Annotated in this window: 21 protein-coding genes; 8 read left to right on the forward strand and 13 right to left on the reverse strand. The window is 66.4% G+C overall.

All coding sequences use genetic code 11. The features are described from left to right. Nucleotides 1-296: 296 nt before the first annotated feature. The 9 genes from PJ250_RS18440 to PJ250_RS18480 all read right to left on the reverse strand — a co-directional run bounded on the left by PJ250_RS18440 (nt 297) and on the right by PJ250_RS18480 (nt 13,883). Nucleotides 297-3,473: a discoidin domain-containing protein gene (locus PJ250_RS18440; RefSeq protein WP_271646066.1), complete on the reverse strand. Its 3,177-nt coding sequence runs from the start codon at nt 3,471-3,473 to the stop codon at nt 297-299. Nucleotides 3,474-4,158: 685 nt separating this feature from the next. Then, nucleotides 4,159-4,995 carry a carbohydrate ABC transporter permease gene (locus tag PJ250_RS18445; RefSeq protein WP_271646067.1) on the reverse strand — a complete coding sequence of 279 codons (837 nt, stop codon included), beginning with the start codon at nt 4,993-4,995 and terminating at the stop codon, nt 4,159-4,161. Between the two features lie 46 nt (nt 4,996-5,041). After that, entirely contained in the window at nt 5,042-5,923 is an 882-nt protein-coding gene (locus PJ250_RS18450) for a carbohydrate ABC transporter permease (protein WP_271646068.1), read from the reverse strand. Then, nucleotides 5,920-7,203 carry a sugar ABC transporter substrate-binding protein gene (locus tag PJ250_RS18455; protein WP_271648701.1) on the reverse strand — a complete coding sequence of 428 codons (1,284 nt, stop codon included), beginning with the start codon at nt 7,201-7,203 and terminating at the stop codon, nt 5,920-5,922. Before PJ250_RS18455 ends, PJ250_RS18450 begins: the two co-directional genes overlap by 4 nt. A gap of 84 nt (nt 7,204-7,287) precedes the next feature. Further along, complete coding sequence (locus tag PJ250_RS18460; RefSeq protein WP_271646069.1) at nt 7,288-8,910, reverse strand: glucoamylase family protein; 1,623 nt, start codon at nt 8,908-8,910, stop codon at nt 7,288-7,290. A 108-nt stretch (nt 8,911-9,018) separates the two neighbouring features. Further along, entirely contained in the window at nt 9,019-12,015 is a 2,997-nt protein-coding gene (locus PJ250_RS18465) for a TonB-dependent receptor (protein ID WP_271646070.1), read from the reverse strand. An 83-nt stretch (nt 12,016-12,098) separates the two neighbouring features. Further along, complete coding sequence (locus PJ250_RS18470) at nt 12,099-13,130, reverse strand: LacI family DNA-binding transcriptional regulator (protein ID WP_271646071.1); 1,032 nt, start codon at nt 13,128-13,130, stop codon at nt 12,099-12,101. Nucleotides 13,131-13,308: 178 nt separating this feature from the next. Beyond that, a complete protein-coding gene (locus tag PJ250_RS18475) occupies nt 13,309-13,587 on the reverse strand; it encodes a BolA family protein (RefSeq protein WP_271646072.1) in 279 nt (92 codons plus the stop codon). Next, on the reverse strand, nt 13,584-13,883 hold the full coding sequence (locus tag PJ250_RS18480; RefSeq protein ID WP_271646073.1) for a YciI family protein: 300 nt from the start codon (nt 13,881-13,883) through the stop codon (nt 13,584-13,586). Before PJ250_RS18480 ends, PJ250_RS18475 begins: the two co-directional genes overlap by 4 nt. 408 nt (nt 13,884-14,291) lie before the next feature. Between PJ250_RS18480 and PJ250_RS18485 the strand changes: the two genes are divergently transcribed. From PJ250_RS18485 to PJ250_RS18505, 5 genes are all read left to right on the forward strand, one after another. Beyond that, entirely contained in the window at nt 14,292-15,197 is a 906-nt protein-coding gene (locus PJ250_RS18485) for a segregation and condensation protein A (RefSeq protein ID WP_271646074.1), read from the forward strand. Between the two features lie 91 nt (nt 15,198-15,288). Further along, the gene (gene scpB, locus PJ250_RS18490; protein WP_271646075.1) at nt 15,289-16,194 is read left to right on the forward strand and encodes an SMC-Scp complex subunit ScpB; all 906 of its coding nucleotides are present in this window, start codon (nt 15,289-15,291) and stop codon (nt 16,192-16,194) included. Next, the gene (locus PJ250_RS18495) at nt 16,191-17,642 is read left to right on the forward strand and encodes a pseudouridine synthase (RefSeq protein WP_271646076.1); all 1,452 of its coding nucleotides are present in this window, start codon (nt 16,191-16,193) and stop codon (nt 17,640-17,642) included. Before scpB ends, PJ250_RS18495 begins: the two co-directional genes overlap by 4 nt. A 106-nt stretch (nt 17,643-17,748) precedes the next feature. Next, entirely contained in the window at nt 17,749-18,528 is a 780-nt protein-coding gene (locus tag PJ250_RS18500; protein WP_271646077.1) for a ferredoxin--NADP reductase, read from the forward strand. A gap of 99 nt (nt 18,529-18,627) precedes the next feature. Beyond that, nucleotides 18,628-19,374: an EAL domain-containing protein gene (locus PJ250_RS18505; RefSeq protein ID WP_271646078.1), complete on the forward strand. Its 747-nt coding sequence runs from the start codon at nt 18,628-18,630 to the stop codon at nt 19,372-19,374. A 158-nt stretch (nt 19,375-19,532) separates the two neighbouring features. On the opposite strand, the gene PJ250_RS18510 is transcribed toward PJ250_RS18505, so the two are convergent. After that, nucleotides 19,533-20,015 (reverse strand): glutathione peroxidase, encoded by a 483-nt coding sequence (locus PJ250_RS18510; RefSeq protein WP_271646079.1) that lies wholly within the window; start codon nt 20,013-20,015, stop codon nt 19,533-19,535. 165 nt (nt 20,016-20,180) lie between these two features. Between PJ250_RS18510 and PJ250_RS18515 the strand changes: the two genes are divergently transcribed. Then, nucleotides 20,181-22,337 carry a M3 family metallopeptidase gene (locus PJ250_RS18515; RefSeq protein ID WP_271646080.1) on the forward strand — a complete coding sequence of 719 codons (2,157 nt, stop codon included), beginning with the start codon at nt 20,181-20,183 and terminating at the stop codon, nt 22,335-22,337. Nucleotides 22,338-22,414: 77 nt separating this feature from the next. On the opposite strand, the gene PJ250_RS18520 is transcribed toward PJ250_RS18515, so the two are convergent. The 3 genes from PJ250_RS18520 to PJ250_RS18530 all read right to left on the reverse strand — a co-directional run bounded on the left by PJ250_RS18520 (nt 22,415) and on the right by PJ250_RS18530 (nt 25,179). After that, entirely contained in the window at nt 22,415-22,867 is a 453-nt protein-coding gene (locus PJ250_RS18520) for a hypothetical protein (protein ID WP_271646081.1), read from the reverse strand. A gap of 90 nt (nt 22,868-22,957) precedes the next feature. Then, nucleotides 22,958-24,088: a fatty acid desaturase family protein gene (locus tag PJ250_RS18525; RefSeq protein WP_271646082.1), complete on the reverse strand. Its 1,131-nt coding sequence runs from the start codon at nt 24,086-24,088 to the stop codon at nt 22,958-22,960. Then, entirely contained in the window at nt 24,088-25,179 is a 1,092-nt protein-coding gene (locus PJ250_RS18530) for a ferredoxin reductase (protein WP_271646083.1), read from the reverse strand. The genes PJ250_RS18525 and PJ250_RS18530 overlap by 1 nt, the downstream gene beginning before the upstream one ends. Before the next feature lie 101 nt (nt 25,180-25,280). Here PJ250_RS18530 and fabR point away from each other — a divergent pair, with 101 nt between their 5' ends. Together fabR and PJ250_RS18540 are read left to right on the forward strand one after the other, a co-directional pair. After that, nucleotides 25,281-25,952 carry an HTH-type transcriptional repressor FabR gene (fabR, locus tag PJ250_RS18535; RefSeq protein ID WP_271646084.1) on the forward strand — a complete coding sequence of 224 codons (672 nt, stop codon included), beginning with the start codon at nt 25,281-25,283 and terminating at the stop codon, nt 25,950-25,952. 24 nt (nt 25,953-25,976) lie between these two features. Then, nucleotides 25,977-26,492 carry a hypothetical protein gene (locus tag PJ250_RS18540; RefSeq protein WP_271646085.1) on the forward strand — a complete coding sequence of 172 codons (516 nt, stop codon included), beginning with the start codon at nt 25,977-25,979 and terminating at the stop codon, nt 26,490-26,492.

A 26,492-nucleotide genomic window follows, 5' to 3' on the forward strand; every position in this document is an offset into this window, starting at 1 on the left:
CACGCGCAGGGACCGACGTGGCGATCGGCGACCTTGCCCTTGTAGAGCGGAGCTAGCTCCGCTGAGGCTTTCTCGCACTCCGCGTGAAGCGCAGCCGAACAGGCTCGGCTCTACAAAGCGCAAGCGGCGTCGCATCTGGCCAGACCGCACGCTCCTGGTAGAGCTGAGCTTGCTCCGCTGGGTGCTTTCCTCGCGATCCGCCAGAAGCGCAGCCGAGCGAGCTCGGCTCTACGAAAGGCGGTTCGACGCGAGACGCAACGTGCGTCTTCATGCATTGCCGAACGCGCGGCCGATCCTCAGGGCACCACGACCCGCACCTTGGCGGGCAATGCGTTGAGACGCAATTCGTTGCCGTCCCATTTGGCCGCCTTGCCGTTCACCAGTGTCTTGCCCGGCACGCTGGGATATGGCCACTGCAGCACCAGCCCGCCCTTGGGCAGCGTCATCCCGGCCGGGACATCGAGCTGCAGCTGTCCGTCCACGCGCTTGAGCGCATAGGAGAGCTGGCCCTGGGGCGTGCGCAGCCCCTCGATGGCGATGCCCTGCCCGTCCAGCCACGCCGCCGGGATGCCCGCGGCCAGGACGAAGCTCTGGTCCTGCTCGCGGCTGTAGGCAAACATGTCCAGCGCGGTGCGCACGAAGTCCGAGCCCACCCAGGCATGCGGCAGATCGCCCAGGAAGAACGGCTTGCGCGGGGTATGGGAGACGACCTCGGCCCACTGGTTCCACGCCTGCGGGGTGCGATGGCCGAAGAAGAACTTCACCGCCGCGTCGGCACGCGCGCGCCAGCCCAGTCGCACGAAGGCCGACACGTTGCGCCACTCGTAAGGCGTGTAGTCCTTCCACGCGCGGGTGCCGTTGGCGCGCGCTTCGAATTCGCGCCAGTAACGCTGGAAGGTATTGTCCAGCTGCGGCTGCGGCAGGTTGGCCTGCTCCCCGGCTGGCGCCAGGGCGATGGTGGTCGAGGTGGAATCGAAGTCGCCCAGCTCCACAGATCCCGGAATGTAGTCGATCTTGCGCTCGCGCATGGTCGCCTGCAGCGAGGCCATCAGATCGCCATGAAACTGATCGCGCGAGGCGGCCATGCGCTTGGCGTCCTCCGTCTTGCCCAGCGCCGTGGCGATCTGCACCGCGTCCTTGTAGCCACGCAGTGCCCAGAAGTCATCCCAGTACGAGTGCACCGGCTTGGCCGAATAGCCCTCGTGGCTGATCGACACCGGCATCATCCCGTAGAAGCCTGGGTCTCTGGCCTTGTTGGCCTCGGTGCGCTCGGACAGGCGCAGCTTCTCCATGTAGCGGTAGGCGCCCTCCACATGCGGCCACATGCGCCGCAGGAACGCGGTGTCCCCGGTGTAACGCCAGTAGTCGGCGATGGCGAAGATCAGCTCGCCATGGCTGTCGTTCTCGGGCACCGGATCGCTGCCGCGACGGTCCACGCAGCACGGCACCATGCCGTCCTTGAACTGGTAGGGCGCATACCAATCGACGAACTGGCGCGCGACTTCCGGGCGCCCCATGCGCAGCAGCCCCTCGGAGATCATCGCCCCGTCGCGGATCCAGCTGCGCCCGTAGGAACGCGTCCCCGGCTGCAGGCGCGGGCCCACGCGCGAGATCAGCATGTGCGCGGTCGCGGTGCGCAAGGTATTCACCAGCGCCTGGCCGGCCGCCGGCACAGTGAACCGCACCTGGTCCAGCTTGTTGCGCCACGCCGCGGCCACCGCGTCCTGACGAGCCTGCGCGCCACATGCCGGATCCGAGGAGGCCTGCGCACAAGCCGGCATGCCGGTCAGCGGAATGCGCAGGTCGAACTCGCGCGCCTCGCCCGGCGCCAGATGCACGTCGTAGACAAAGGCACCGGACGCCAGTCCGGTCTCGTCCACCACCTCGGTGCTATCTGGCAGTGCACCGCGGGCCAGGTGCTCGGCGGCCATGCCGCCGTCGAAGGTGCTGGCAAAAACGGCCGAGGGCACCTGCGAGGCGAACACCCGAGGACTGCCGTTCACCTCGGCGGTCCGGCCGGCGATGGACAACGTGTCGATGCGGCTGATGCCGCCCTGGGTATTGAGGAACTGCGAAGGCGGATTGACCTGGAACGGACGCACCGCCAAGGCCAGCCGATAGTCGTGCGCCGTCTTGCCGGGGTTGTGTAGCCGATAGCGCACCACCAGCTGCGAGTCGGCCGGCGTTCCGTCCGCGAAGGCCGTCGTCTCCAGCCCCAGTTCCGGCGTGGTCCACTGCACGCTGGGGATGGGCAGGTCTCCATCCTGCAGCGACTGCGCCTCCTTCACGTCGGCCCAGGTGTTCATGCGCCCGTCCACCGAGACGAACGGCTCCACGCTGAAACCGCCACGCGCGACCTCCACGGCCCCGTCCTCGCTGATCAGCCCCTGCTCGGTTCCGCTGTCCAGGCCGACAATCGTCCAGTACGGCTGTTCGTTGCGGAACCCGCGCGGATACCAACCTCGCGGCGCGGCGGCCGCGACCGCCTTGACCACATCGTTGGGCGTGGCCGAAAACGCCAGTGGCAGGACCTGGAGTTGGGCCAGGCCGAAGGAGTCGGCCGGGCCCTGCGCCGGCATCAGCCGCACGTAGCGCGCCTCGGACTCCGGCAGGGCGACCCAGTCGGTTCCGCCATCACCTCCAACGACCGCACGCGCATCGCGCCAGTGCAGGCCGTCATCGGACAGCTGGATCAGGTAGTCGGAGGCGTACTCGTCAGGTTTCCACACCAGCTTGAGCCCGCCGAATTCCCGCGGCTTGTGCAGGTCCAGGGTCAGCTGTGGGGCAGTGGCCGCGTCGAAGTCCGCATACCACGCCGTGTCGGAATTGCCATCGATCGCCATCGGCGCCTCGCTGCCCGCGTTGGACACCGAGGCGCTGGCCGAACCAGTCAAGGGCGAGGTGTCTTCCGGCGGCAGCTGGGTGAAGGTCAGCGCATCGAAACACACCGAGCCCTTGCCACCGGCATTGTTGTAGATGGTGAATTCCAGCCTGGCGCTGTGCCGCAGCACCGGGTCCTTGCCCGGACCCCAGGCCTTGTCGATGTGACGCTTGCGGTAGGTCACCTCGGTCCAGGTCTTCGGAAACTCGTAGCGCGTGCGGTTGACCCACCACACGTTGTCGCCAGAAGCGTCGGTCAACTTGAACTGCAGGTCGTTGGCCGGCGAGTCGCCCCGCAGCTTGAAGTCGAAGCGGTAGTTCTGCGGATAGTCCAGCTCCAGGGTGCGCTGCAAGCCGGCATAACCGGACACGCCGTTGTAGTCGTACTCCAGGCACAGCGCCTTGCCGCCATCCGGACCCGTCACCGCGCGCAACGAGGCGCTCACCTGATTGGAGGTCACCACCTTCCATGACGACGGATCGTCGAAGCTGTCCAGCACCCGCGTCTGCGCCAGCGCCGGGATCGCCGCCCCTGCCAGCAGGCCGAGTGCGAGAACGGAGGAAGACACGGGAACGGAACGCTTGTCAGTCATGGAAACTCGCCGGATAACGTCGGGAATGCGGAACTAGGCTGGTACAAGTGCTGCGGTCACGGCGTGACAGTGTGGTCACGCGGCAGCGCAAGCGACTGGCTTCGGTCTCGTCGTGCTGCCTGCCATGGCGGGACATACGACTTCGGAACGTCCGGCCCGGCCATCCATGGCCGGGCGTTCGGGCGTCCGCGCGGCAGTGCCGCGCAAGCGGCTGGCTTCGATCGCACCACACTGCCTTCCATGGCGCGACGCATCGGCTTCGGAACGTCCGGCCCGGCCATCCATGGCTGGGCGTTCGGGCGTCCGCGCGGCAGTGCCGCGCAAGCGGCTGGCTTCGATCGCACCACACTGCCTTCCATGGCGCGACGCATCGGCTTCGGAACGTCCGGCCCGGCCATCCATGGCCGGGCGTTCGGGCGTCCGCGCGGCAGTGCCGCGCAAGCGGCTGGCTTCGATCGCACCACACTGCCTTCCATGGCGCGACATACCGGCTTCGGAACGTCCGGCCCGGCCATCCATGGCCGGGCGTTCGGGCGTCCGCGCGGCAGTGCCGCGCAAGCGGCTGGCTTCGATCGCACCACACTGCCTTCCATGGCGCGACATACCGGCTTCGGAACGTCCGGCCCGGCCATCCATGGCCGGGCGTTCGGGCGTCCGCGCGGCAGTGCCGCGCAAGCGGACGCCCTCACCCTTTCACGCTGCCGAGCAGGAGGCCTTGGATGTAGTAGCGCTGCAGCAGCAGAAACAGCGCCAGCACCGGGACCACGGTGACCACCGCGCCGGCCATCATCATCTCCACGTCCATGATGTGTTCGCGCGAGAGCGAGGCCAGGGCCACCGGCAAGGTGTAGTGACTCTGGTCGGTCAGCACGATCAGCGGCCACATGAAGTCGTTCCACGCCGCCATGAAGGTGAAGATCGACAGCGTCACCAACACCGGCTTGAGCATCGGCAGCACGATCTGGAAGAAGATGCGCATCTCCCCTGCCCCGTCGATGCGCGCGGCTTCGAGCAGCTCGTCCGGGATGCTGCGCGCGTACTGGCGCACCAGGAAGATGCCGAACACCGTCGCCAGCGCCGGCACGATCACCCCGCCATAGCTGTTGACCAGGTGCAGCTGCTTCATCAGCAGGAACAGCGGCAGCATGGTCACCTGCGCGGGAATCACCAGCGCGGCCAGCAGGATCTGGAAGATCCGCTCACGCCCGACGAAGCGCAGCTTGGCGAACGCGTAGCCGGCCATGGTGTTGAACAGCAACGAGCCCAGGGTGATGGCGATCGAGACGATCAGGCTGTTGACGAAGTTGCGCGCCATGCCGGTGCGCTCGAACAGCGCATGGTAGTTGGCCAGCGTCGAGGCGCTGGGCAGCAGCGGCGGCGGAAACCGACTGGCCTCACCGGCCGGCATGAATGAGACCGACACCATCCACGCCAGTGGCGCCAGCGCGATCAATGCGATCAGCAGTAGCGCGCCGTTGACCAGCACCGTGTTCCAGCGGCTGCCCCCGACTTCGTGGCTCATGACGCCTCCCCGCCTGACATCCGCACGCGCGGCAATGCTCGTGGGCTCATACCAGGTCCTTCCTGCGCCCCAAGCGCAACATCAAGGTGGTCACGCCTAAGATGATCAGGAACAGCAGGAACGCCACCGCCGAGGCCAGGCCCAGGTTCCACCACTTGAAGCCCTGTTCGAACATGAAGTACAGGACGCTGACCGTGCTCTGCAGCGGGTCACCGCGGGTCATGATGTAAGGCTCGGCGAACAGCTGGAAATACCCGGAGATCGTGATCACTCCCACCACCAGCAACACCGGTCCCAGCATCGGCAGGGTGATGTGCCAGAACTGCCGCCAGCGGTTGGCCCCGTCGATGCGCGCGGCCTCGTAGAGGTCCTGCGGGATGGCCTGCAAGCCGGCCAGGAAGATCACCATGTTGTAGCCGAAGTTCTTCCACACCGCGAACAGCATGATCATCGGCATCGCCCAGTGGGGATCGCCCAGCCAGTCGATCGGCGAGATGCCCAGATGCGCCAGGACGTAGTTGACCAGCCCGTACTGGGTGTTGAACAGATAGCGCCAGATCACCGCCACGGCCACCAGCGTGGTCACCACCGGGGCGAACAACGCCGTGCGGAACAGCGCCTTGAAGCGCGCGGCCGGTGCATTGAGCAGCAGCGCCGCGCCCAGCGAGGCGGCGATGGATAGCGGCACGCCGACGATCACGAAGTACGTCGTGTTCCACAGCGCCTTCCAGAACATCGGCGTGCGCAGCAGGTCGATGTAGTTGCCCAGCCCGACGAAGCGCAGGTTATGCACGTCGGCCAGTGCGTAGAGGTCGAAGTCGGTGACGCTCAGCAGCAGCGCCGAGATCACCGGCAGCCCGAAGAACAGGCCAAGCACGATCAGCGAAGGCCCAGCGAAGATCCAACCGGCCAGCGAGGGACGCTTCATGGCTGGGCCTCCGTGTTGCCGTTGGCGCGATCGGCCTTGTGGTCGCGCTCGTACATCCAGCGGCGCTTGGCCAGGATGTCGTCGACCTGCTGGTCCAGCTCGACCACCGCGTCGTCCTGGGACAGGCCGCCGCGCACCACCCGCTCGGTCACCAGGCGCATGTTCTGCACGATGCGCTCCCATTCGAGCACCTTGGGCGTGGGCCTGACGCGCTCGAGCTGGTCGCGGAACGCCGCGGCCAGCGGGTCGCCCTCCAACTGCGGGGCATGCCAGGTGGAGCGACGCGGCGGCAGGTCGCCGATCAGCGCATGGAAGCGCTGCTGCACCGAAGGCTGCGAGAGGAACTCGACCAGCTTCCACGCCGCTTCTTTCTTTTTCGACTGCTGGAAGATCACCAGGCTGGTGCCGCCGGCGATCCCGGCGCCCGGGCCATCGGGCCCCGGCAGCGGCATGGTGCCCCACTGGTCCTTGAGCGCCTCGGGTGCAAGCCGGCGGAACTCGCGGATATTCCACGGGCCGGACAGGTAGAAGGCATAAAACCCGTTGAAGAACTCTTCCCAGACGTTGGAGATCTGGGTTTCGGACATCTTTGGCGCCCAGTTCTGCTCGAACATCTGCGCATAGAACCCCAGCGCCTTGCGAAAGCCCGGGCTTTCGAAGTTGCCGCGATTGTCATGGTCCCTGAGCAGCGGATCGTCGGTCTGCAGGGCCAGCGACAGTTGCTGCTCGAACTCGTTGAGCGGCATGAGGATGGCGTAGCGGTCCGGCCCGACATGCGCCTTGACCTTGGCCATGGCGTCCTTCCACTGCGCCCAGGTCACGATCGGCAGCTCGACTCCCGACTCGCGCAAGATGTCCTTGCGATAGAACAGCAGGCGCGTGTCGACATACCAAGGCACGCCCACGAGCTTGCCGTCGATGATGTTGGTGTCCCAGATGCCCGGGAAGTAGTCGTCCTGCTCCACCACCGGCGAATGATCCACATAGGCCTGCAGTGGGGTCAGCGTGCCCAGGTCGGCGAACTCGGGGATCCAGGTGTTGCCCAGCTGGCAGATGTCCGGGAGGCTGTCGGCGGCAAAGGCGGTCAGCAGCTTCTCGTGCGCGGCCGTCCACGGGATCTGCTGGATATCGACGCGGATGTCGGGATGGGCCTTTTCGAAATCCGGGATCAGCGTCCCGACCACCTCGGCCTCGCGTCCCATCGCCCAGAAGGTCACGGTGGTGCGGCCATCGTCCTGGTCCGCGCAGCCCGCCAGGCCGGCCAGCGCCAGCCCGGCCATGAGCAGCCACGCGCCCCAGCGCGGCAGGCGCCTGCCTGGCCTGAGAGATCGAACACGCATGGCGAGGCGCCTCACGAAACGACCTTACTGCGGCTGCTGGGGCTTGGCATCGGACGGGGTCGTCGTGTTGGCCGGCACGCGCGACTCGGCCAAGCCCAACGCGCGCGCGTTGGCCTTCTCCGGATCCCCCTTTTCGGCCGGCGCGGGCTTTTCCCCGTCCTTGGCCGCCAGCCAGCCACCCTTGAACCCTGCCCGTTCCAGCCCCTGGCGGATGTGCGGGTTCTTCTTCATCACGTTCCAGACGAAGTCGTCGCGGTAATTGGCGATCATCGCCAGGATCGGGCCCTGGTCGATACCGATGTAGTCGCTGCCCACCCAACCGTTATCCGGCACGATGCGGCCGGTCTTGATCGGGATGTCGTAGGTGAAGCTGCGGTTGAACGCGTCCAGGAACCCGTAGCTGGAATACAGATAGTCGCCGAAGCGCTTGTGCATCTCCTCGGTGGCCGGGATCACGATCTCCGGGGCGAACGGCAGCGAGGCGATGGCCGCGGTCGGCGCGATGGTGCCGTCGTCGAAGGCATCGCGCAGCCCCGCCCCACGGGCCGAGTAATGGCGGAACTCACGCTGCTCGCCGCGGTATTCCTGCTGGGTCTGCTGCGGACCGTCCGACGCGGTCAGGCCCCAGACGTTCTCGCCGTAATCTTTCCACTTCATCGGATTGGAAATGGCGTACTGGCGCTGGGCGTAGGCGGCGCGGCGGCTGTTCTCGAAATAATCCATGCCGTGTTCGCGCATGAAGTCGTCCTGGATGCCGCGGAAGTCCACCCAGACATGCGTGTACTGGTGGCCGAACATCGGGCCGAAGGACAGGTACTCCTGCCCCTGATAGACGCCCCACACTTCGTTGTAGCTGCGGCTCCACACCTGCCAGGCATCCGGTTCCACCGCATGGGTGGGCGAGCCCAGGGCCAGGATGTAGACCATCATGCCCTCGTTGTAACCCATCCAGTCGTGGTTGATGAACTGGCTCTCGGGGAACCAGCCCATCGAGATCAGCGGCGAGCGCGGTTGCATCCAGGTCCAGTCCACGCGCCGGTAGAGCTTCTCGGCCAGATCGCGGATCTCCTTTTCGCGCGGGTCGTCTTTGTCGTAGTAGGACTGGGCGAACAGCACGCCCATCATCAGCAGCGTGGTGTCCACGCTGGACAGCTCGACCCAGCTGTCAAAGCGCTCGCCCTTCTGCATGTCCAGGAAGTGGTAGAAGAATCCCTTGTAGCCGGCCGTGCCCTCGGATTCCTTGCCCTGCTTGAGGCCGTAGAGGAACTTCAGCGTGGTCAGCGTGCGGTCCACGGCCTGGTTACGGCTGACCCAGCCGTTCTCGATGCCGATGGGATACGCGGTCAGGGCAAAGCCGACCGAGGCCACCGAGGCAAACGGGCGCGATGGATACCGGTCCGGGGTCAGGCCGTTGGTTTCGTTGGTGGTATCCCAGAAGAACTGGAAGGTGCGCCGCTCGATGTCGCGGAAGAGCGGTGAGAGTTCTGGCTTCTTGTCTTCCACGGGCAACTCCACCGGTGGTCTGCCGGTGACCTTGACCGGCTTGACCGGGGTCGGTTCCGGCGTCTTGTTGCAGGCCGCGAGGAGCACGATCAGGGCCCCGGCGGTGAGCCTGGCCAGCGAAGGAACGATTCGGCGCGTTTTCAAGGTCGAGATCCGTGTAAACGTTTACATCTGCAAACAGACTGTGGCGCAGATCAAGGGTGTACGGGAAACCTCCCCAGCCGGCAAACGGCCAGCCGGGGAGGATCAAGGTTACCAGTCCAGCCCGAGCGATAGCTTGAAGGTGCGAGTGACATATTGGTTCACACCACTCGCCGTGCCCGCGTCGAAGTCGACGTTGTAGCTGTCGTAGTTTTCCCAGTCAAAGACGTTGAGGATGTCGGCGCGCATGCGCAGCTTCACGTCGGTGCCGGTATCCCAGATCTTTTGCAGTGCAAGGTCGAGCTGCTTGTAGCCAAGCGTGCTGTCGGACTTGTATTGGCGCGTCACGCACTGGGTGACGATGTCGTTGCCATCAGGCCCATTCGGGCAGTAGCGCACATAGACCGGCTCGGGCGTGGCCAGCACCAGCTTGCCCGATACCTGCGTGTCCCAGGGGCCGTCGACCATGCCGCTCAGCACCAGGCGGTGCTTGGCCACACCACCGGAAGAGAACCAGCCGTAGCCGGCCAGGGTTGGGTAATCCAGCGCGTAATGCTCGCCGAACTGACGGTTCTCCTCGGCATCACTGAAGGTATAGGCGACGTTGAAGTTCCACGGGGAGGACTCCGAGTACGGCTTGTCCAGCCCGACCAGCAGCGAGTTGTTGCGACTTTCGATGCCGTTGGTGCCCAGCAGCAGCGAGCCGTAGCCCGGCACACCGTAAGAGAACGGTGACTCGGAGATCGCGCCCGGCTCAAAGAAGCTGCCATCCGGCCGGCGGTTGCCCAGCAGGAAGGCGAAGCCGTCCTTGGACACGATGCGCTGGACGGCCACCGAGCTGTTCCACTGGTGCCCCATCAGCTCGAAGCTATCGCGGATGCCGATGCTGAACTGATCCGAGTACGGCACCTTCAGGTTGTTGGCGAGCAGATCGACTTCGCGCCCAAGGCCTGGCGCACCAGCCACCAACGCATTCAGCGTGGTCTGGTCGCGCAGCGATTCATCCCAGTCCAGGCAGGTGCCCACGCCCGGCGTACAGGCATGGCCCGGCGTATTGATGCTGTAGATATAGCTGGGGAAGGTGGCCTTGGTCTGCTCAAGCGCCAGGTAATCGAAGATGTTGCGGTCGTAGGAACGACCCGCACCGCCGAACAGCACATGGCTTTCGTCGCCGCTCAGGTCATAGGAAAAGCCAAGGCGCGGCTGCCAGGCATCCTTGAACGCCTTTCGATTGTTGCCCGTGCTGATGTAGTGGGAAATATCCACACCGCCCAGCGCGAGCGTGTCGGCGTAGCTCTGCCCGACCGGCGCTCTGGGGTCCTGGCCGTAGATCGCCGCCACCACGCCCGGATCGGTCACTGCATCCAGGTAGCTCGGCGTCTTCTCGTAATCCCAGCGCAGGCCGAGGTTGAGTTCCAGGCGATCGGTCACGCGCCAGTCGTCCTGGAAATAGATGCCGAACTGCTTGTTGTCCGATTCCACCGAACCGCCGTTCGTGCCGGCCAGCGGCGAGGTGAAGCTGATGGTGTAAGGGATGTCGGTGTTGCGGTTGATGTCGTAGTAGTACTGCGGGTTGTACGGCTGCTGCTCGGTGGTCCGCAGTTTGATCTGCTTGTACTTCACGCCCATCTTGAAGGTGTGGTCCTCAAGACCGGAGTAGGTCAGATCGTCCTGGAACGAGTAACCGTCCTGGCCCTTGTCCTGAAAGCCACCGGCGCCGGCGCCGGCGCGGAAGATGACGTTACCGGTGACGCCCGCGCCATCGGTCAGCACGTATCCGTTGCCGAAGTTCTGCGGAGCCAGCTCGAAGGTCGCCTTTTCGTAGGTCAGATGCGCATCGTTGAGCCAGTCGCCGGCCGTGAGCTGCCAGCGCAAGTCCACCCGGGTTTCCTTGACGTTCTGGTCGGTGCCCGCGCTGGCGGCGGTCTGGTCGCCCACATTGGCCACGCCGGTCTCGTCGCGCACCTTGGTGGTCAACTCCAGCAGGTTGTTCTCGTTGACCGACCAGTCCAGCTTGCCGAAGTACAGGTCTTCATGGAACGGCACATTGCTGCTTCCCACCTGGTCCTGCAGGTTGGCAGGTAGGTCGGACACGTCGTAGCCACTGCCCGGGAAAATGTCCTTGGGCGAGATGTAGTCCTTGCCTTCGTAGACGAAGAAGAAGTGCGCCTTGTCCTTCACGATCGGGCCGCCGAAGGAGACCCCGTACTGCTCGTCGCGCGAGTAGACCTTCTCCGCGTCCGGGCCCTTCTCGATCTCCTTCTTCTCACGCCAGTCCGCGTTGGTGTAGTCCCAGAAGAAGTTGCCGTGGAACTCGTTGCCGCCCGACTTGGTCACCGCGGTCACCGCGGCGCTGGAGAGCTGGTCGTACTCGGCCTTGTAGTTGGAGGTGATGACCTTGTACTCGCCGATGGCCGCCTGCGGGAATGGATTGCCGCGACTGGAGTCCTGACCGGTGATGCCGCCCTGCAGGACATAGTTCTTCTGACCCACGCCATCGACAAACACATTAATGTTGTTGGCGCTCTGGGCGCCGGACTGCAGTTTGGTCGAGCCATCGCTAGGATTGGTCTCGAACTTCATGCCCGGCACGGTGTCTGCGAAAGCCAGGAAGTTGCGCGAGGTCTGGGGCAGCGATTCGATCTGGCGCTGGGTGACATAGGTGGCCACCTCGGAGGTCTTGGACTCGATCAGCGCCGGCGCGGTCACCTGCACGGCGTCCAGGTTGGTCGCATCGCCGCCGGGCGTCACCGCCGTGCTGGCCCCGCCGTCCATGTTCAACGTGGCCGTCTGTCCGACCTGCAGAGTCACGTTCTGCGAGGACGCCGCGCCATTGGCCACCACATCGACCTTGTAGGTGCCCGGCGGCAGGCCGGCCACCGAGTAGTTGCCGTCGGCGCTCACCGACACGCTACGGCTGAAGCCGGTGGCCGTGTTGGTGGCGGTCACCGTGGTGCCTTCGGCCGCGCCGCTGATCTGGCCGCGCAGCGTGGCGGCGGTCGACTGAGCGTTGGCAAGCTGGGCGCCTCCCAGCAACAGGCAGCTGGCCAGGGCGCAGGTCAACAGCCTGCGGGCGGGTCGGGTGGAATTGCGTCGTGGTTGCGTCATGCGTCTGCCCTCCCAGGGCTTGCCCAAACGTCATTGGGGGTGGTCAAGAACAGCGAAGTGCTGCGAAGGAAAATTCCGCGCGCTCAGGCGCGGACGGCCCCTTCCCTGGTGGGTGCCGAATTGCGCACCACCAGCTCGGGGGTCAGGGGGTCTGGTTCAGGCCACGGCTGGCCGCCGGCCTGGATGTCGTGCAGCAGCCGCTGCATGGCGTTGGCGCCCAGCTCGGCAATGCTGATGCGCATGGTGGTGAGGGTGGGATGAACGAAGCGCGCCAGCGGCACGTCGTCGAAGCCCGCCAGTGCGATGTCGCGTGGCACCTGCAACCCGGCCTCGTTGAAGGCGAACAGACAACCCAGGGCCATTACGTCGTTGGCTGCGAAGACCGCATCCGGCCGCGCCTCGGCCTTCAGCAGGGCGGTTCCGGCCTCCATGCCCGAGGCCTCGTCGAAGTTGCCCGGCACGATCCACGCACGGGTGCCAGGCAACAGCTCGGCCAGCGCGTCGCGGTAACCGCGTTCGCGCTCGGCGGCGTCGAAATTGCCCTGCGGCCCCCCGATGAAGGCGATGCGTCGGTGCCCGGCGCCGATCAGGTGGCGCATCATCGCCAACGCGCCACCGTGATTGTCGACATTGAGGACCGGATAGACGTCATTGGGCAGCCGAGTGTTGATCATCACCACCGGCAGTCCCACCGGCAGGTTGTCGGTGAGGAAGCCCGGCTGGTCGGCATAAGGCGAGAGCACCAGCAGCCCGTCGACGCGGCCGCGCATCGCACGCAGGGCGGCTCCCTGCCCTTCCTGGGCACCGTGATAGCTGGAGACCAGCAGATGCCGACCCTGGCCACGGGCGACGCCGTCGATGCCCCGGATCAGCTCGGAGAAGAACTCGCCATACAGGTCCGGCAGCACCACGCCAATGGTCTGGGTGCTACGGCTGGAGAGGCTGCGGGCCGCGGCATGCGGCTGGTAGCGCAGGCGCTTGGCGGTCTCCAGCACCATGCGGCGCACGTCCTCGGCCACGTTCTCATGGCCGTTCAGTGCGCGCGAGACGGTGGCCACCGAGACCGCTGCCTCGCGTGCCACGTCCTTGATGGTGATGGTGCCACCTCGACCCACGTCCGCCCTCCACGGTCATGCCTGTGTTCGATTGGGCGCGGACTGTAATCGTTTCCACGCAATCGAGTAAACCCTACGTTTGGCGAATGTTAAACACGCGCCAGATCAAGGGCTTGCGAAGATGAGAGCGTTTTCAGAATTGCTGCACTGCCACATCCGTGGCCGGCAGCAAGCCCGTTCAGGGGGGCGATGCTTCGCCCGGGGCCCTCGCGTCGATCGACAATGCATGGATGTCGGTCTGCATCATGTCACCCAGTGCCGCGTACACGGCCCGGTGCCGTGCCAGCGGCGCCTTGCCGGCAAAGACCTCGCTGACCACGACCACCCGGTAGTGGCCGCGCCCGTCGCGCGCGCCCGCATGGCCGGCATGCAGGTGGCTCTGGTCTTCCAGCTCCAGCTGCCGAGGCGAAAGTCCCGCTTCCAGCGCCCGGCGCATGCGCTCCATCCGCTCGCTCATGGCAAGACCTTCAGGAACGGCCGGACGTCGACGCGAGCGTAGGCGCCGACTTCCATGTAGGGGTCGCCCTGCGCCCAGGCCTGTGCCTGCTCGAGCGATTCGAACTCGGCAATGACAATGCTGCCACTGAAGCCGGCCGGGCCCGGGTCCGGCGCATCGATCGCGGGGCACGGCCCGGCGACCAGCAGGCGCCCGGCGTCGAGCAGCGCCTGCAATCGGGCCAGGTGGGCTGGACGCACCGACTGGCGCAGTGGCAGGGAACCGGGGGCATCGTGGCCTTCGATGGCGTACCACATGGCGGTCAGGCTTCTTCTCGTGAGCGGGCTTGGATTGTAGAACGCCTGCCCATGCTGGACAGGCGCGCCCCAGGCCCGTACTCTTTGAACTTGATTGGCACGTGACGACCCGCAGCGGCCGTCTCCCGGATCCGACTTAGGTGCCCGGGATGACCACCCCCGCGCTGCCTGACGCGTTCCGCAGCCAGACCACCTTCTTTCCCGAGTTGCCCGCCGCTCCCGCATGGGCGTGTGCCTGCTTGGGCCTACGTGCGAAGTCCCTTCGCCACGCAAGGTTGCATGACCCGCCGTAACCGTGCCGGTTCCGCAAGATCCGAGCGCACCCTTTCGCAATCGCGACCTCCCTGGCGCTTGGCACGTCATGGATGGCCCCGAACGCAGCGTTGACGCGACACAGCCCGTGACCCGATGACATCGCCCTCCGCGCCTGGCGCGACCGTTTCCACCGAGAGCCCGCAGGCACCGCAGCAGCAGGAAATGCCGCTGGCGGTGGTGCATGGCCAACCGGTGCTGCAGATTCCGCAGGACCTGTATATCCCGCCGGACGCACTGGAGGTCATCCTCGATGCGTTCGAAGGCCCGCTGGACCTGCTGCTGTACCTGATCCGCCGCCAGAACCTGGACATCCTGGATATCCCGGTGCTGGAGATCACCCGCCAGTACGTGGCCTACATCAATGTGATGCAGGAGCTGCGCTTCGAACTGGCAGCCGAATACCTGGTCATGGCCGCGATCCTGGCCGAGATCAAGTCGCGCATGCTGCTGCCGCGTCCCCCCGTGGAGGAAGGCGAGGAAGGCGATCCGCGCGCCGACCTGGTTCGCCGACTGCAGGAGTACGAGCGCTTCAAGCAGGCTGCCGAAGACATCGATGCCCTGCCCCGCCAGGACCGCGACACCGCCGTGGCCCACGCCCACGTGCCGGACCGCGCGGCGATCAAGGTCCCGCCGGAGGTGGAGCTGAAGGAGATGCTGCTGGCGCTGCACGACGTGCTCAAGCGCGCCGAGCTGTTCACCGGCCACGCCATCAAGCGCGAGGCGCTGAGCGTGCGCCAGCGCATGGGCGAGGTGCTCTCCAAGCTGGAGGACGGCAAGTTCCATCGCTTCGAATCGATGTTCACTGCCGCCGAAGGGCGCCTGGGCGTGCTGGTCACCTTCCTGGCCATGCTGGAACTGGCCAAGGAGCAACTGCTGGACATCGTGCAAGAGGCGCCGCTGGCGACGATCTACGTCAAGTCGCTGGCGCTGGGCAACACCAACGAGCCGCTGCAGTTCTCCAGCGAGTTCGACGATTCGGACGCGGCCAACGACGCATGACGCGCGCGCCGGCCGGACACCTGCAACGCCCGGGCAACCGCCCGGCCTGACATCAAACTGCATGCAAGACGAAGCCTTCGATCAAGAATCCATGCCTGCCGCCCCGGTCGCCGTCGACCAGGCGCTGGTCAACCGCATCGTGGAAGCCGCGCTGCTGGCAGCCAACCTGCCGATGACCGTGGCCCAGCTCGAGGAACTGTTTCCCGAGCAGCGTCCGGCGCCGGAAGGGGCCATCCCCACCGCGCTGGAGCAACTGGGCGCGGCCTGCGCCGACCGCGGCGTGGAACTGGTCGAAGTGGCCAGCGGCTGGCGCTACCAGGTCAAGGGCGAGGTCCACGGCTGGGTCAGCCGCATGTGGACCGAGCGCAAGACCCGCTACACCCGCGCCACGCTTGAGACGCTGGCCCTGATCGCCTATCGCCAGCCCATCACCCGCGGCGAGATCGAACAGGTCCGCGGCGTGGCGGTCAGCAGCAACATCATCCAGGCCCTGGAAGAGCGCGAATGGATCCGCGTGGTCGGTCATCGCGACGTCCCCGGGCGGCCGGCGCTGTTCGGCACCACTCGCGGGTTCCTGGACTACTTCGGCCTCAAGCGCCTGGACGAACTGCCGCCGCTGTCCGAGCTGAAGGACATCGGTGAGCTGGACCCACAGTTGCCCTTCGCCCCGGCCACCGCCAAGGTCGCTGCCGAGGGCCAGCCGGAGGACACCCAGGCCACGCCGGTTGAGGATGCAGGACAGGCCGACGACGCCAGCACCGCGCAAGCGTCGGCAGGCGAGGCACAGGACGTGCAAGTACAGGCGGACACCCTGGAGACGGCCCCTCCCCCTGATGACACGGCGACTGCCGACGCGTCCTTCGCGTCGGAATCTCCCGCAGACGACACCCCCGCCGACATCGCGCAGGACGCAGGCGATGCCGACGACACCCAAGATTCTTCCCAACAACCCCAAGAAGACGACGCCGCACCGGTCTCGTCGGAGCAGAAACCATGAGTGACACCCCCCGCAGCAAGCTGTCGCTGAAGCGCGATCCCGCCGCCGCCCCTGAAACCCGCCTGGAGGAGCGCCTGCACAAGGTGCTGGCCCAGGCCGGCCTGGGCTCGCGCCGCGCGCTCGAGCAGCGCATCGCCGACGGCCTGGTCAAGGTCAACAACCAGACCGCGCAGATCGGCATGTCCATCGGCAGCGGCGACCGCGTCGAGCTGGACGGCCGCAGCTTCGTGGCCAGCGCGCTGACCGAACCGCCGCGCGTGCTGATCTACAACAAGCCCGAGGGCGAGGTCACCACACGTGAAGATCCCGAGGGCCGGCCGACCGTGTTCGAGTCGCTGCCCGCGATCAAGGGCGCGCGCTGGATCGCCATCGGCCGCCTGGACATCAACACCACCGGCCTGCTGCTGCTGACCACCGACGGCGAGCTGGCCAACGCGATGATGCATCCCTCCTTCGAGGTCGGCCGCGAATACGTCGTGCGCGTGCGCGCGCCGGAAGGCCAGGACACCGTGTCCGACGCGCTGGTCGACCGCCTGCAGAAGGGCGTGGAACTGGAAGACGGCCCGGCCCGCTTCGACGAGATCGAACGCATCGGCGGCACCGATTCGCACGACTGGTTCCGGGTGATGCTCAAGGAGGGCCGCAACCGTGAGGTGCGCCGTCTGTGGGAATCCCAGGGCTGCCAGGTCAGCCGCCTCAAGCGCACCCGCTACGGCAGCGTCGAGCTGCCCCAGCCGCTGCTGCGCGGCCAGTCCCAAGAGCTGCCCGATGCACAGGTCCAGGCCCTGCGCAAGTCGCTCAAGCTGGAGGACGGCACGCCCGCCGCGCTGACCCTGCAGCCGGTGATCGGCCAGCGCAAGGCAGCCCGCGCCGCCGTGCAGGTCAATGCCCATGCTGCTGGCAATGCCTACGTCAACGGCCACAACACGATCGCCGACGAAGGCCGCGAGCTGCGCCGCTTCGACAACGTGCGCGAGGATCGTGGCCGTGGCCGCGGCAAGGGCGGCTTCAAGGGCGGCCTGACCGTCAGCGGCGAAGCGGCGGCCAAACAGTCGCAGAAGCCGTTCAAGCAGCGCACCCCCAAGGGCCCCAAGCCGCTGCCGGACGGCAACCCGGCCGCGTTCCGCAGCTGGTATGTGCCCGATGGCGTGGACACCGGCCCGACCGGGCACCGCAACGCCGGGCCCGGTGGCGCCAGGAAGCCCTACGGCGGCAAGCCAGGCGGTGCGCGTGGCGGCGCCGCGGGTCAGCCGCGCAAGGCCAAGCCCTACGGCCATCCCGGCAACGCGCCGGTGTTCCCGTCCGACCACGCGACTCCCGGCGGCAACAGCCCCTACGGTCAGCGCCCGGCCCGTCCCAACGGCAACCGCGCCGGCAACAAGGGCCCACGCCCGGGTGGTGGCGGCAACCGCGGTCGTGGCGGCCCGCGTGGAGGCGGCAACGGCTGAACCCAGCGGTCTGCGATGCGTACTCGCAGGTCGAAAGATGAGAACCACTCTCATCGGGGCGTTATACTGCGCCCCGTACGCCCCCCATTGCTGACACGATTCGCCCATGTCTTCCGCTTATGGCACCGAAACGGTGCTCGACGTCCGTCACTGGACCGACGACTACTTCAGCTTCACCACCACCCGCCATGAAGGCTTTCGCTTCGACAACGGCCAGTTCGTGATGATCGGGCTGGAAGGCGAGACCCGCCCGTTGCTGCGCGCCTATTCCATCGCCAGCGCCAACTGGGAAGAGCAGCTCGAGTTCTTCAGCATCAAGGTGCCCAACGGCCCACTGACCTCGCGCCTGGCGCACATCAAGCCCGGCGACAGCGTCCTGGTCGGCAAGAAGCCCACCGGCACCCTGCTGATCTCAGACCTGCACCCCGGCAAGCATCTCTACCTGCTGGGCACGGGGACCGGCATGGCGCCCTGGCTGAGCATCATCAAGGACCCGGAGACCTACGAGCGCTTCGACAAGGTGATCCTCACCCATGGCGTGCGCTTCGAGAAGGACCTGGCCTATCGCGACTATTTCGAGCACGAGCTGCCGCAGCACGAATTCCTGGGCGAAATCATCCGCGAGAAGCTGCTGTACTACCCGGCGGTGACCCGCGAACCGTTCCGCAACCAGGGCCGGCTGACCGAACTGCTGGGCAATGGCCAGATGGCGCAGACGCTGGGCCTGGAGCCGATCGACCCGTCGCGCGACCGGTTCATGATCTGCGGCAGCCCACAGATGCTCGCCGACCTGCGCACCCTGCTGGATAGCCGTGGCTTCGAGGCGTCGCACCGCATCGGCAATGCAGGCCATTACGTGTTCGAGCGCGCCTTCGTCGAAAAGTGAACCGCGCTTCCGGCGGCGCTTCGCGGTGACGGATCTGCGCTGAAGATCCAGCCCGGCAGGCCGATACCGACCTCAGACCCCTCCCTGGTGTGGCCTGAGATGTCAGCACTTCCCACCTGCTCGGCCTGTCGCGACGGGACGGCGCTGCCTGTCGCGGTGTCGATGGCGTTCCAACCTATCGTCCAGGTCAGTCGCAGGACCATCTATGCGCACGAGGCGCTGGTCCGCGGTACCGAAGGCCAGTCGGCGGCCAGCGTGCTGGCCACCGTCACCGATAGCAACCGCTACGCCTTCGACCAGGTCTGCCGGACCGAGGCCATCGCCACGGCCGCACGGATCGGGCTGGACACCCGGCTATCGATCAACTTCATGCCCAACGCGGTCTACAAGCCCGCGCATTGCCTGCGCGCCACCGTCGCGGCCTGCCAGCAGCACGGCCGAGGGCTGGATACGCTGATCTTCGAAGTCAGCGAGCAGGAAGCCATGTTGGATCCGGCCCATTTGCTGGACATCCTGCAGACCTACCGCGAACTCGGGCCGAAGACGGCGATCGACGACTTCGGCGCGGGACACTCCGGTCTCAACCTGCTGGCCGATTTCACACCGGACCTGGTCAAGCTCGACATGCACCTGATCCGCGACATCCACACCGACCGCAAGCGCCAGGCCATCGCGCGGCACCTGACCGCGCTCTGCGCCGAGCTGGGGATCGAGGTGGTCGCCGAGGGCATCGAATGCGAGGATGAGTCCAAGGCGCTCAGCGCGTTGGGCATCGACCTGCAGCAGGGCTACCTGTTCGCGCGCCCCTTGTTGCGCGGCATTCCTCCGGTGCACTGGCCCCACTGAGGCACCCACTTGCTACCGAACGCGACACACCCGTTGTCGCCGGCAAGAAATTCGTCCTCTGGAACGGCAGCGCCTTGGATGCGAAGCGCAGCCGACAACGGCTTCCGGTACACCGACGTGCCTCTGCGGTAGCGGCAAGGGCCGGCCCCGCCTGCACGTCACCCCAAGGCGCGCTCGATGTCACCAGCGAGCGAAGATGGCGTATGACGCGGGCCGTAGCGCTTGACCACCTGGCCATTGCGGCCGATCAGGAACTTGGTGAAGTTCCACTTGATCCGTTCGGAGCCGAACAGCCCTGGCTTGTCGTGCTGCAGGCGCTTCCACAACGGATGCGCATCGGCGCCATTGACCTGGACCTTGGAGAACATCGGGAAGGTCACCGCATAATTGAGCCCGCAGAATTCGTGGATCTGCGCCTCGTCCCCCGGCTCCTGCTGACCAAACTGGTTGCACGGAAACCCCATCACCACCAGGCCGCGGTCGCGGTACTGCTGCCACAGCAGTTCCAGACCACCGTACTGGGGCGTGAATCCACAGCGCGACGCTACGTTCACGATCAACAGCACCGAGCCAGCCCACTCGGCGAGCGGCTGCTCGCGCCCGTGGATGTCGGTCGCCGAATACTCGAATACTCCTCGCATGCGTCGCAACTCCTCCCAAGGCGCGGATCATAGGCGCTGACGCCCACGACCACCACCCGGGCGAATGACAGGATCGACATCGCCTGCATGACCATGGTCATTTGTAGGCACGCACCGCAACTGGGTTAGCCTGCCCTACTGCCTGTCACATGGAAGCCACACCGCATGACCACCCGTCTCGCCCTGGCGCTTGCCCTCGCCCTTGGAACCACCATGCCCGCCTACGCCCAGACCACGCCGACGGCTGCCAGCCCGGCCGCCAATCCCTTTGCCAGCGAGAGCCCGCTGCCGCTGCACTACCCGCAGTTCGACAAGATCAAGGACAGCGACTTCGCCCCGGCCTTCGATGCAGGCATGGCCCAGCAGCTCAAGGAGGTCCAGGCGATCGCCGACAACCCGGCCAAGCCGACCTTCGACAATACCATCATCGCCATGGAGAAGAGCGGCCAGGAACTGGACCGCGCCACCACGGTGTTCTTCAACCTGGTCGGTGCCGACACCAATCCGGCGCGCGAGAAGCTGCGCAGCGAGTACTCGGGCAAATTCGCCGCCCATCGCGATGCGATCACCTTGAACGGCAAGCTCTTCGCGCGCATCCAGGCGCTTTACGACAGCCGTGACACGCTGGGCCTGGACCCGCAGGCGGTGCGCCTGGTCGAGAAGTACCACACCGACTTCGTGCGCGCCGGCGCCAAGCTCAACGATGCGGACAAAGTCCGTCTGAAGGACATGAACAGCCAGCTGGCCGCCCTCGGGACGCAGTTCAGTCAGAACGTCCTGAAGGAGGTCAACGATTCGGCGGTCGTGGTCGACGACGTCAAGCAGCTCGACGGCTTCACCCGCGAGCAGATCGACGGGGCCGCCGCCGAGGCCGCCAAGCGCGGCCTGAAGGGCAAGTCCGTCATCACCCTGCTCAACACCACCGGCCAGCCGCCGGAATCGCAGCTCACCGACCGCGCCACGCGCCAACGACTGTTTGAGGCCTCTGTCGCGCGCGGCAGCCGCGGCAACGCCTTCGACAACACCGGCATCGTCTCCAAGATCATGAAGCTGCGGGCCGACAAGGCCGTACTGCTGGGCTATCCCACCTGGGCCGCCTACGTGCTGGAGGATGAGACCGCCAAGACGCCGGCCGCGGTCAACGACATGCTCGGCAAGCTGGCGCCGGCCGCAGTGGCCAATGCCAAGAAGGAAGGCGCCGACCTGCAGGCGATGATCGATAGCGAGCAGAAGGCGGCCGGCAAACCGAGCTTCCAGCTGCAGCCCTGGGACTGGGCCTACTACACCGAGAAGGTGCGCAAGGCCAAGTACGACTTCGACGAGTCCCAGCTCAAGCCGTACTTCGAGCTGGACAGCGTGCAGCAGAACGGCGTCTTCTATGCCGCGCACGAGATGTACGGGATCAGCTTCAAGGAGCGTCACGACCTGCCGGTCTACGAGCCGTCGGTGCGCGTGTTCGACGTGACCGACGCCGATGGCAAGCCGCTGGCGATCTTCATCTCGGACATGTATGCGCGCGAATCCAAGCGCGGCGGCGCCTGGATGAATGCCTACGTCTCCCAGTCCGGCCTGACCGGCAACCTGCCGGTGATCGCCAACCACCTCAACATCCCCAAGCCGCCGGAAGGCAAGCCGACGCTGCTGACCTGGGACGAGGTCACCACCATGTTCCACGAGTTCGGCCATGCGCTGCACGGCATGTTCTCCAACGTGGAATATCCCTATTTCTCCGGGACCAGCGTGCCGCGCGACTTCGTCGAGTATCCCTCGCAGGTCAACGAGATGTGGGCGGACTATCCGGCCGTGCTCAAGCACTACGCCAAGCATTACCAGACCGGTGAGGCGATGCCGCAGGCGCTGTTGGACAAGGTGATCGCCGCGTCCAAGTTCAACCAGGGCTTTGCCACCACCGAGTACCTGGGCGCGGCGATGCTGGACCAGAGCTGGCACCAGATCACCGCCGAGCAGGTGCCGCCGGCCGCCGGCGTGATGGCCTTCGAGGCCGACGCGCTGAAAGCCAACGGGACCGATTACGCGCCGGTGCCGCCGCGCTACCGCACGCCGTACTTCAGCCACATCATGGGCGGCTACTCGGCCGGCTACTACGCCTATATCTGGTCCGAGGTCCTGGCTGCCAACAGCGAGCAGTGGTTCCGCCAGCATGGCGGATTGAGCCGCGCCAACGGCGATCACTTCCGCAAGACGCTGTTGTCCCAGGGCGGCAGCCAGGACGCGCTGAAACTGTTCCGGGACTTCGCCGGACACGGCCCGCAGATCCAGCCCCTGCTGGAAAAGCGCGGGCTGGACGCCAAGGCCGACTGAGTCACGGCTTGCATCCAGACCCACGAAAAAGCCCGGCAACGCCGGGCTTTTTCATTTTCTGCCGCGTGATCGACCGCTCACGGCTTGGTCGGTTGGATGATGCGCTGCCCGTCACCGTCCGGAACGGTGGAATAGATCCGGCCGGTCCTGGGATCCATTACCCGGTTGTCCCCCACCATCACCGCGCCGGCCACCACGCGCCCCTGCGCATCGGTGACCCGCAGAGGTTTGACCGGCGCCTTGGGCGTGATGCTGGAAGGCTGGCCAGGCCGCGCGACATCGTTGGCCGGCCCCTTCGCGCTCATCGGCGAGGGGGTGGCCCGATCGCTGGCACTCGCCCGCACTCCGGACTTCACCCGCTGCTGCGGCGCGGGCAACACATTGGAGGAAGCGCTGGTCGATTCAGCGCTGCTGACCGGCTCGAACGGCTCTACTTGTTTGGGCTGGTTGAGCTGCTGCGCAGCGGCCAGGCCGATGACGCCGTAGGCCACCACGCCGACGAGGGCGATCAGGTAGGTCCTGTTGCGCATGACGGAACTCCCCGTATGGAATGCCAGCCACGCTAGCGCACCCCGACTGGCTGCGCCATGAAGCCCCGCCGTCCTGCCAGGGTCGTTCGTTCAGCCGACCGCTGGCGCCTGGACCAGCGCGCGCGCGCGACGCGGCTTGCTGGGCAGGGAATGACGCAGGATGCGCCAGGCCACCTGACCGAACTGCTTGAACAACGAGCCGGTGTTGTAGTGCTGGCCGTACCGGGCGCAGATCTCGCGCACCTCCACGGCCATGTCGCTGTAGCGGTTGGCCGGAATGTCGGGGAAGAAGTGATGCTCGATCTGGTGGCTCAGGTCACCGGTCAGGACGTCCACGACCTTGCCGCCGCTGATATTGGACGAGCCACGCAGCTGGCGCAGGTACCAATGGCCACGGCTTTCATTACGCACGCAATCCTTGGGAAAGGTTTCGGCCTCGGCGGTGAAGTGACCGCAGAAGATCACCACGTAGGTCCAGATGCTGCGCAGCACGTTGGCCACCAGGTTGCCCAGCAGCACCGGCAGGAAGAACGGGCCGGCCAGCGCGGGGAAGATCAGGTAGTCCTTGATCATCTGCCGGCGCATCTTGCGCCCTACCGGCCGGAACTGCGCACGCAGTTGCTTGAAGGTCATCTTGCCGGCGAACACGCGGCCCAGGCGCAGGTCCTGGATCGCCACACCCCACTCGAACAGCAGGCAGAAGATCACCGCGATCGGCGGCTGCAGCAGGTTGAACGGCTTCCAGCGCTGCTCGGGGAAGATGCGCAGCAGGCCGTAGCCGATGTCATCGTCCAAGCCGCGCACGTTCGTGTAGGTGTGGTGGCGGAAGTTATGGGTTTTGCGCCAGTTCTCGCTGGTGGCGACGATGTCCCACTCGTAGGTGCGGCTGTGCAGCTGCGGATCGCCCATCCAGTCGTACTGACCGTGGATCACGTTGTGGCCGACGGTCATGTTCTCCAGGATCTTGGACAGCGCCAGCAGCAGCGTGCCGGCGATGCAGGCCGGCCACAGCAGCAGCGGCAGGAAGGCGCCACCCACCGCGCCGGCGAACAGCGCCAGACGGCCCAGCGCACCGGTCCAGCGCACGGCGGCCACGGCGCGGCGGATGTAGCGGGCGTCGGGGGATCCCAGCTTGGCCACGATGCGCGCACGCAACGCGTCCAGTTCGTCGCCGAAGCGCTGCAGTTCCTCCTGGGACAGAGGGCGGTTCTTGTGGGCCATTACAGATCCAAGGTCAGGTCGGTGGACGCGGCGCTGATGCACAAGCGCACGGTGGCGTCGGGCTCACCCGAACGCGCGTTGGACTGGGTATCGCGGGTGATGCCTGCGCGCTTGGTGCAGGCGCAGGTGTTGCAGATGCCCATGCGACAGCCGGACGCCGGACGCAGGCCCTGGGCTTCCAGCGCCTCCAGCAGCGAGGTGTCGCGGGCAACGGTCAGGGTGCGCCCGCTGCGTGACAGGGTGACGTCCACCGTGCCGGTTTCGCCCGGGAGCGCCTGCGGCGGCGTGAACGCCTCGGCCTCGAACCGGGTGACGCGGCCCTCCAACTGCGCGTGCGCGTCCTGCACGAAGCCATGCGGGCCGCAGGCGAACACCTGGCGGCGCGGAAGTTCGGCCACCAGCGCGGCCAGGTCTGTCTGGTCGATGCGCGGCGCCGCCTGAGCTTGCGTCTCGCGGGTCAGGCGCAGGTGCACCTTCAGGCCACGATGGCGTGCGGCCATGGCCTGCAGGTCTTCGGCGAAACAGACCTCGGCGCGGGTCCGCGCCCAGTACACCAGGTCCAATTCGACCGGCATGCCGGAGGCGTCCAGGTCGCGCAGCATCGCCATCAGCGGGGTGATGCCGCTGCCCGCGGCCAGGAACAGCCAGGCGCCGTGGACCGCGGCCGGCAGCGTCATCGCACCGAAGGCCGCGCCCAGTTCGAACACCTCACCGATGCGCGCTTGCTGGCACAGGTACTGGCTGACCCGGCCGCCCTCGACCGCGCGCACGGTGATCTCGATGCGGCGACCGTCCACCCTGCTGGGGCTGTAGCTGCGGGTGACGCGCGCGCCGTCGATCTCCACGCCCAGGTTGATGTGCTGGCCCGCGCGCAGCCCGGTGAAATGCCGATTGGCCTGCAGGACCAGCGTCATCGCGCCTTCGGCCGCCTGGTGACGCGCCTTGAGACGCGCCAGCGGGCGCTCCCACGTCCACAGCGGATGCAGCCGGGACGCCCAGAAATCGAACACCGCCGGCTCCACCAGTCCGCGTGCAAGACGCAGGGGCTGGCGAGGGGCGGGACGGGAACGGCGGGCGGTGATGGCACTCATGACATGCACTATACAGACGTGAGAACGCATGTCTATACAATTGTATATTCGCGATGAGGCTATGATTCATCGGCCTGCCCCACCAGGCCGAGGAAACTGCAATGCCTTTCACGGAGCCCGCCGCCATCGACCCGACCGCCGAAGACACCTCGCCGGTCCGCAGAGCCGCGATCTCGCGGCAGGATCTGCTGGCGGCGGCCCTGCGCCTGGTGGGCCCGCATCGCAGCCTGGCCTCACTGAGCCTGCGCGAGGTCACCCGCGAGGCCGGGATCGCGCCAAACAGCTTCTATCGGCAGTTCCGCGACATGGACGAACTGGCCGTGGCCCTGATCGACCTGGCCGGCAGCTCGCTGCGCCAGATCATCGGCCAGGCCCGGCGCCGCGCGCTGCGGGCGGACCGCAGCGTGATCGGCCTGTCGGTGGAGACCTTCATGGAACAGCTGCGCGCCGACGACAAGCTGCTGCATGTGCTGCTGCGTGAAGGCATGGTCGGCTCGGATGCGTTCAAGGCCGCCGTCGAACGCGAGCTGACCTATTTCGAGGACGAGCTGAAGGTCGATCTGGTGCGCCTGGCCGCCGCCGATGGCGCGACCCTGCACGAGCCGGCCCTGGTGTCCAAGGCGATCACCCGCCTGGTCTTCGCCGCCGGCGCCAATGCCATGGACCTGCCGCCCGAGCGCGACCCGGAGCTGATCGAACAGCTCTCGACCATGCTGCGGATGATCCTGACCGGGTCGCGGGCGATGGCCAAGGGTGTCGGCGCTGGCCGGTGAGCCGCGGATGAAGCGATCAAGCCCTTGATCCCGCTTGATTCGACAGACTGGATCCGATTCCAGCACGCCTATGGCAGTGCCGAGGACATCCCGGCGCTTGTCAGGCGACTACGTGATTTCCCGGACGACAGCGACCCAAATGCAGAGCCGTGGCATTCGCTCTGGAGCGCACTGTGCCATCAAGGCGATGTATATCCGGCTTCTTTCGCGGCGCTTCCTCATATCGTCGAAGCGCTCCACTCAGCGCCAGAGCGCGCCACTTTCAGCTATTTCCTGCTGCCCGCAAGCATCGAAATCGCGCGGAACGAGCGCGACGTCGACATTCCCCCGGAACTAGAGCGGGCTTACTTCAAAGCGTTGAACATGCTGCCAGCCCTGGCGGCACAGACCATCGCCGCGATGCCCCCCAGCCCAGAACTCTGTTCGAGCGCACTCGCCGCCAGTGCGGCAGCCTCAGGAAACATCGCCATCGCCGCACTTCTGACCGAACTTGACCCCGGCGACATCGATGGCATGCGCGAGTGGATTCTCGAGCGCTGA

It is taken from the genome of Pseudoxanthomonas sp. JBR18 (genome assembly GCF_028198165.1).
Taxonomy (GTDB): Bacteria; Pseudomonadota; Gammaproteobacteria; order Xanthomonadales; family Xanthomonadaceae; genus Pseudoxanthomonas_A.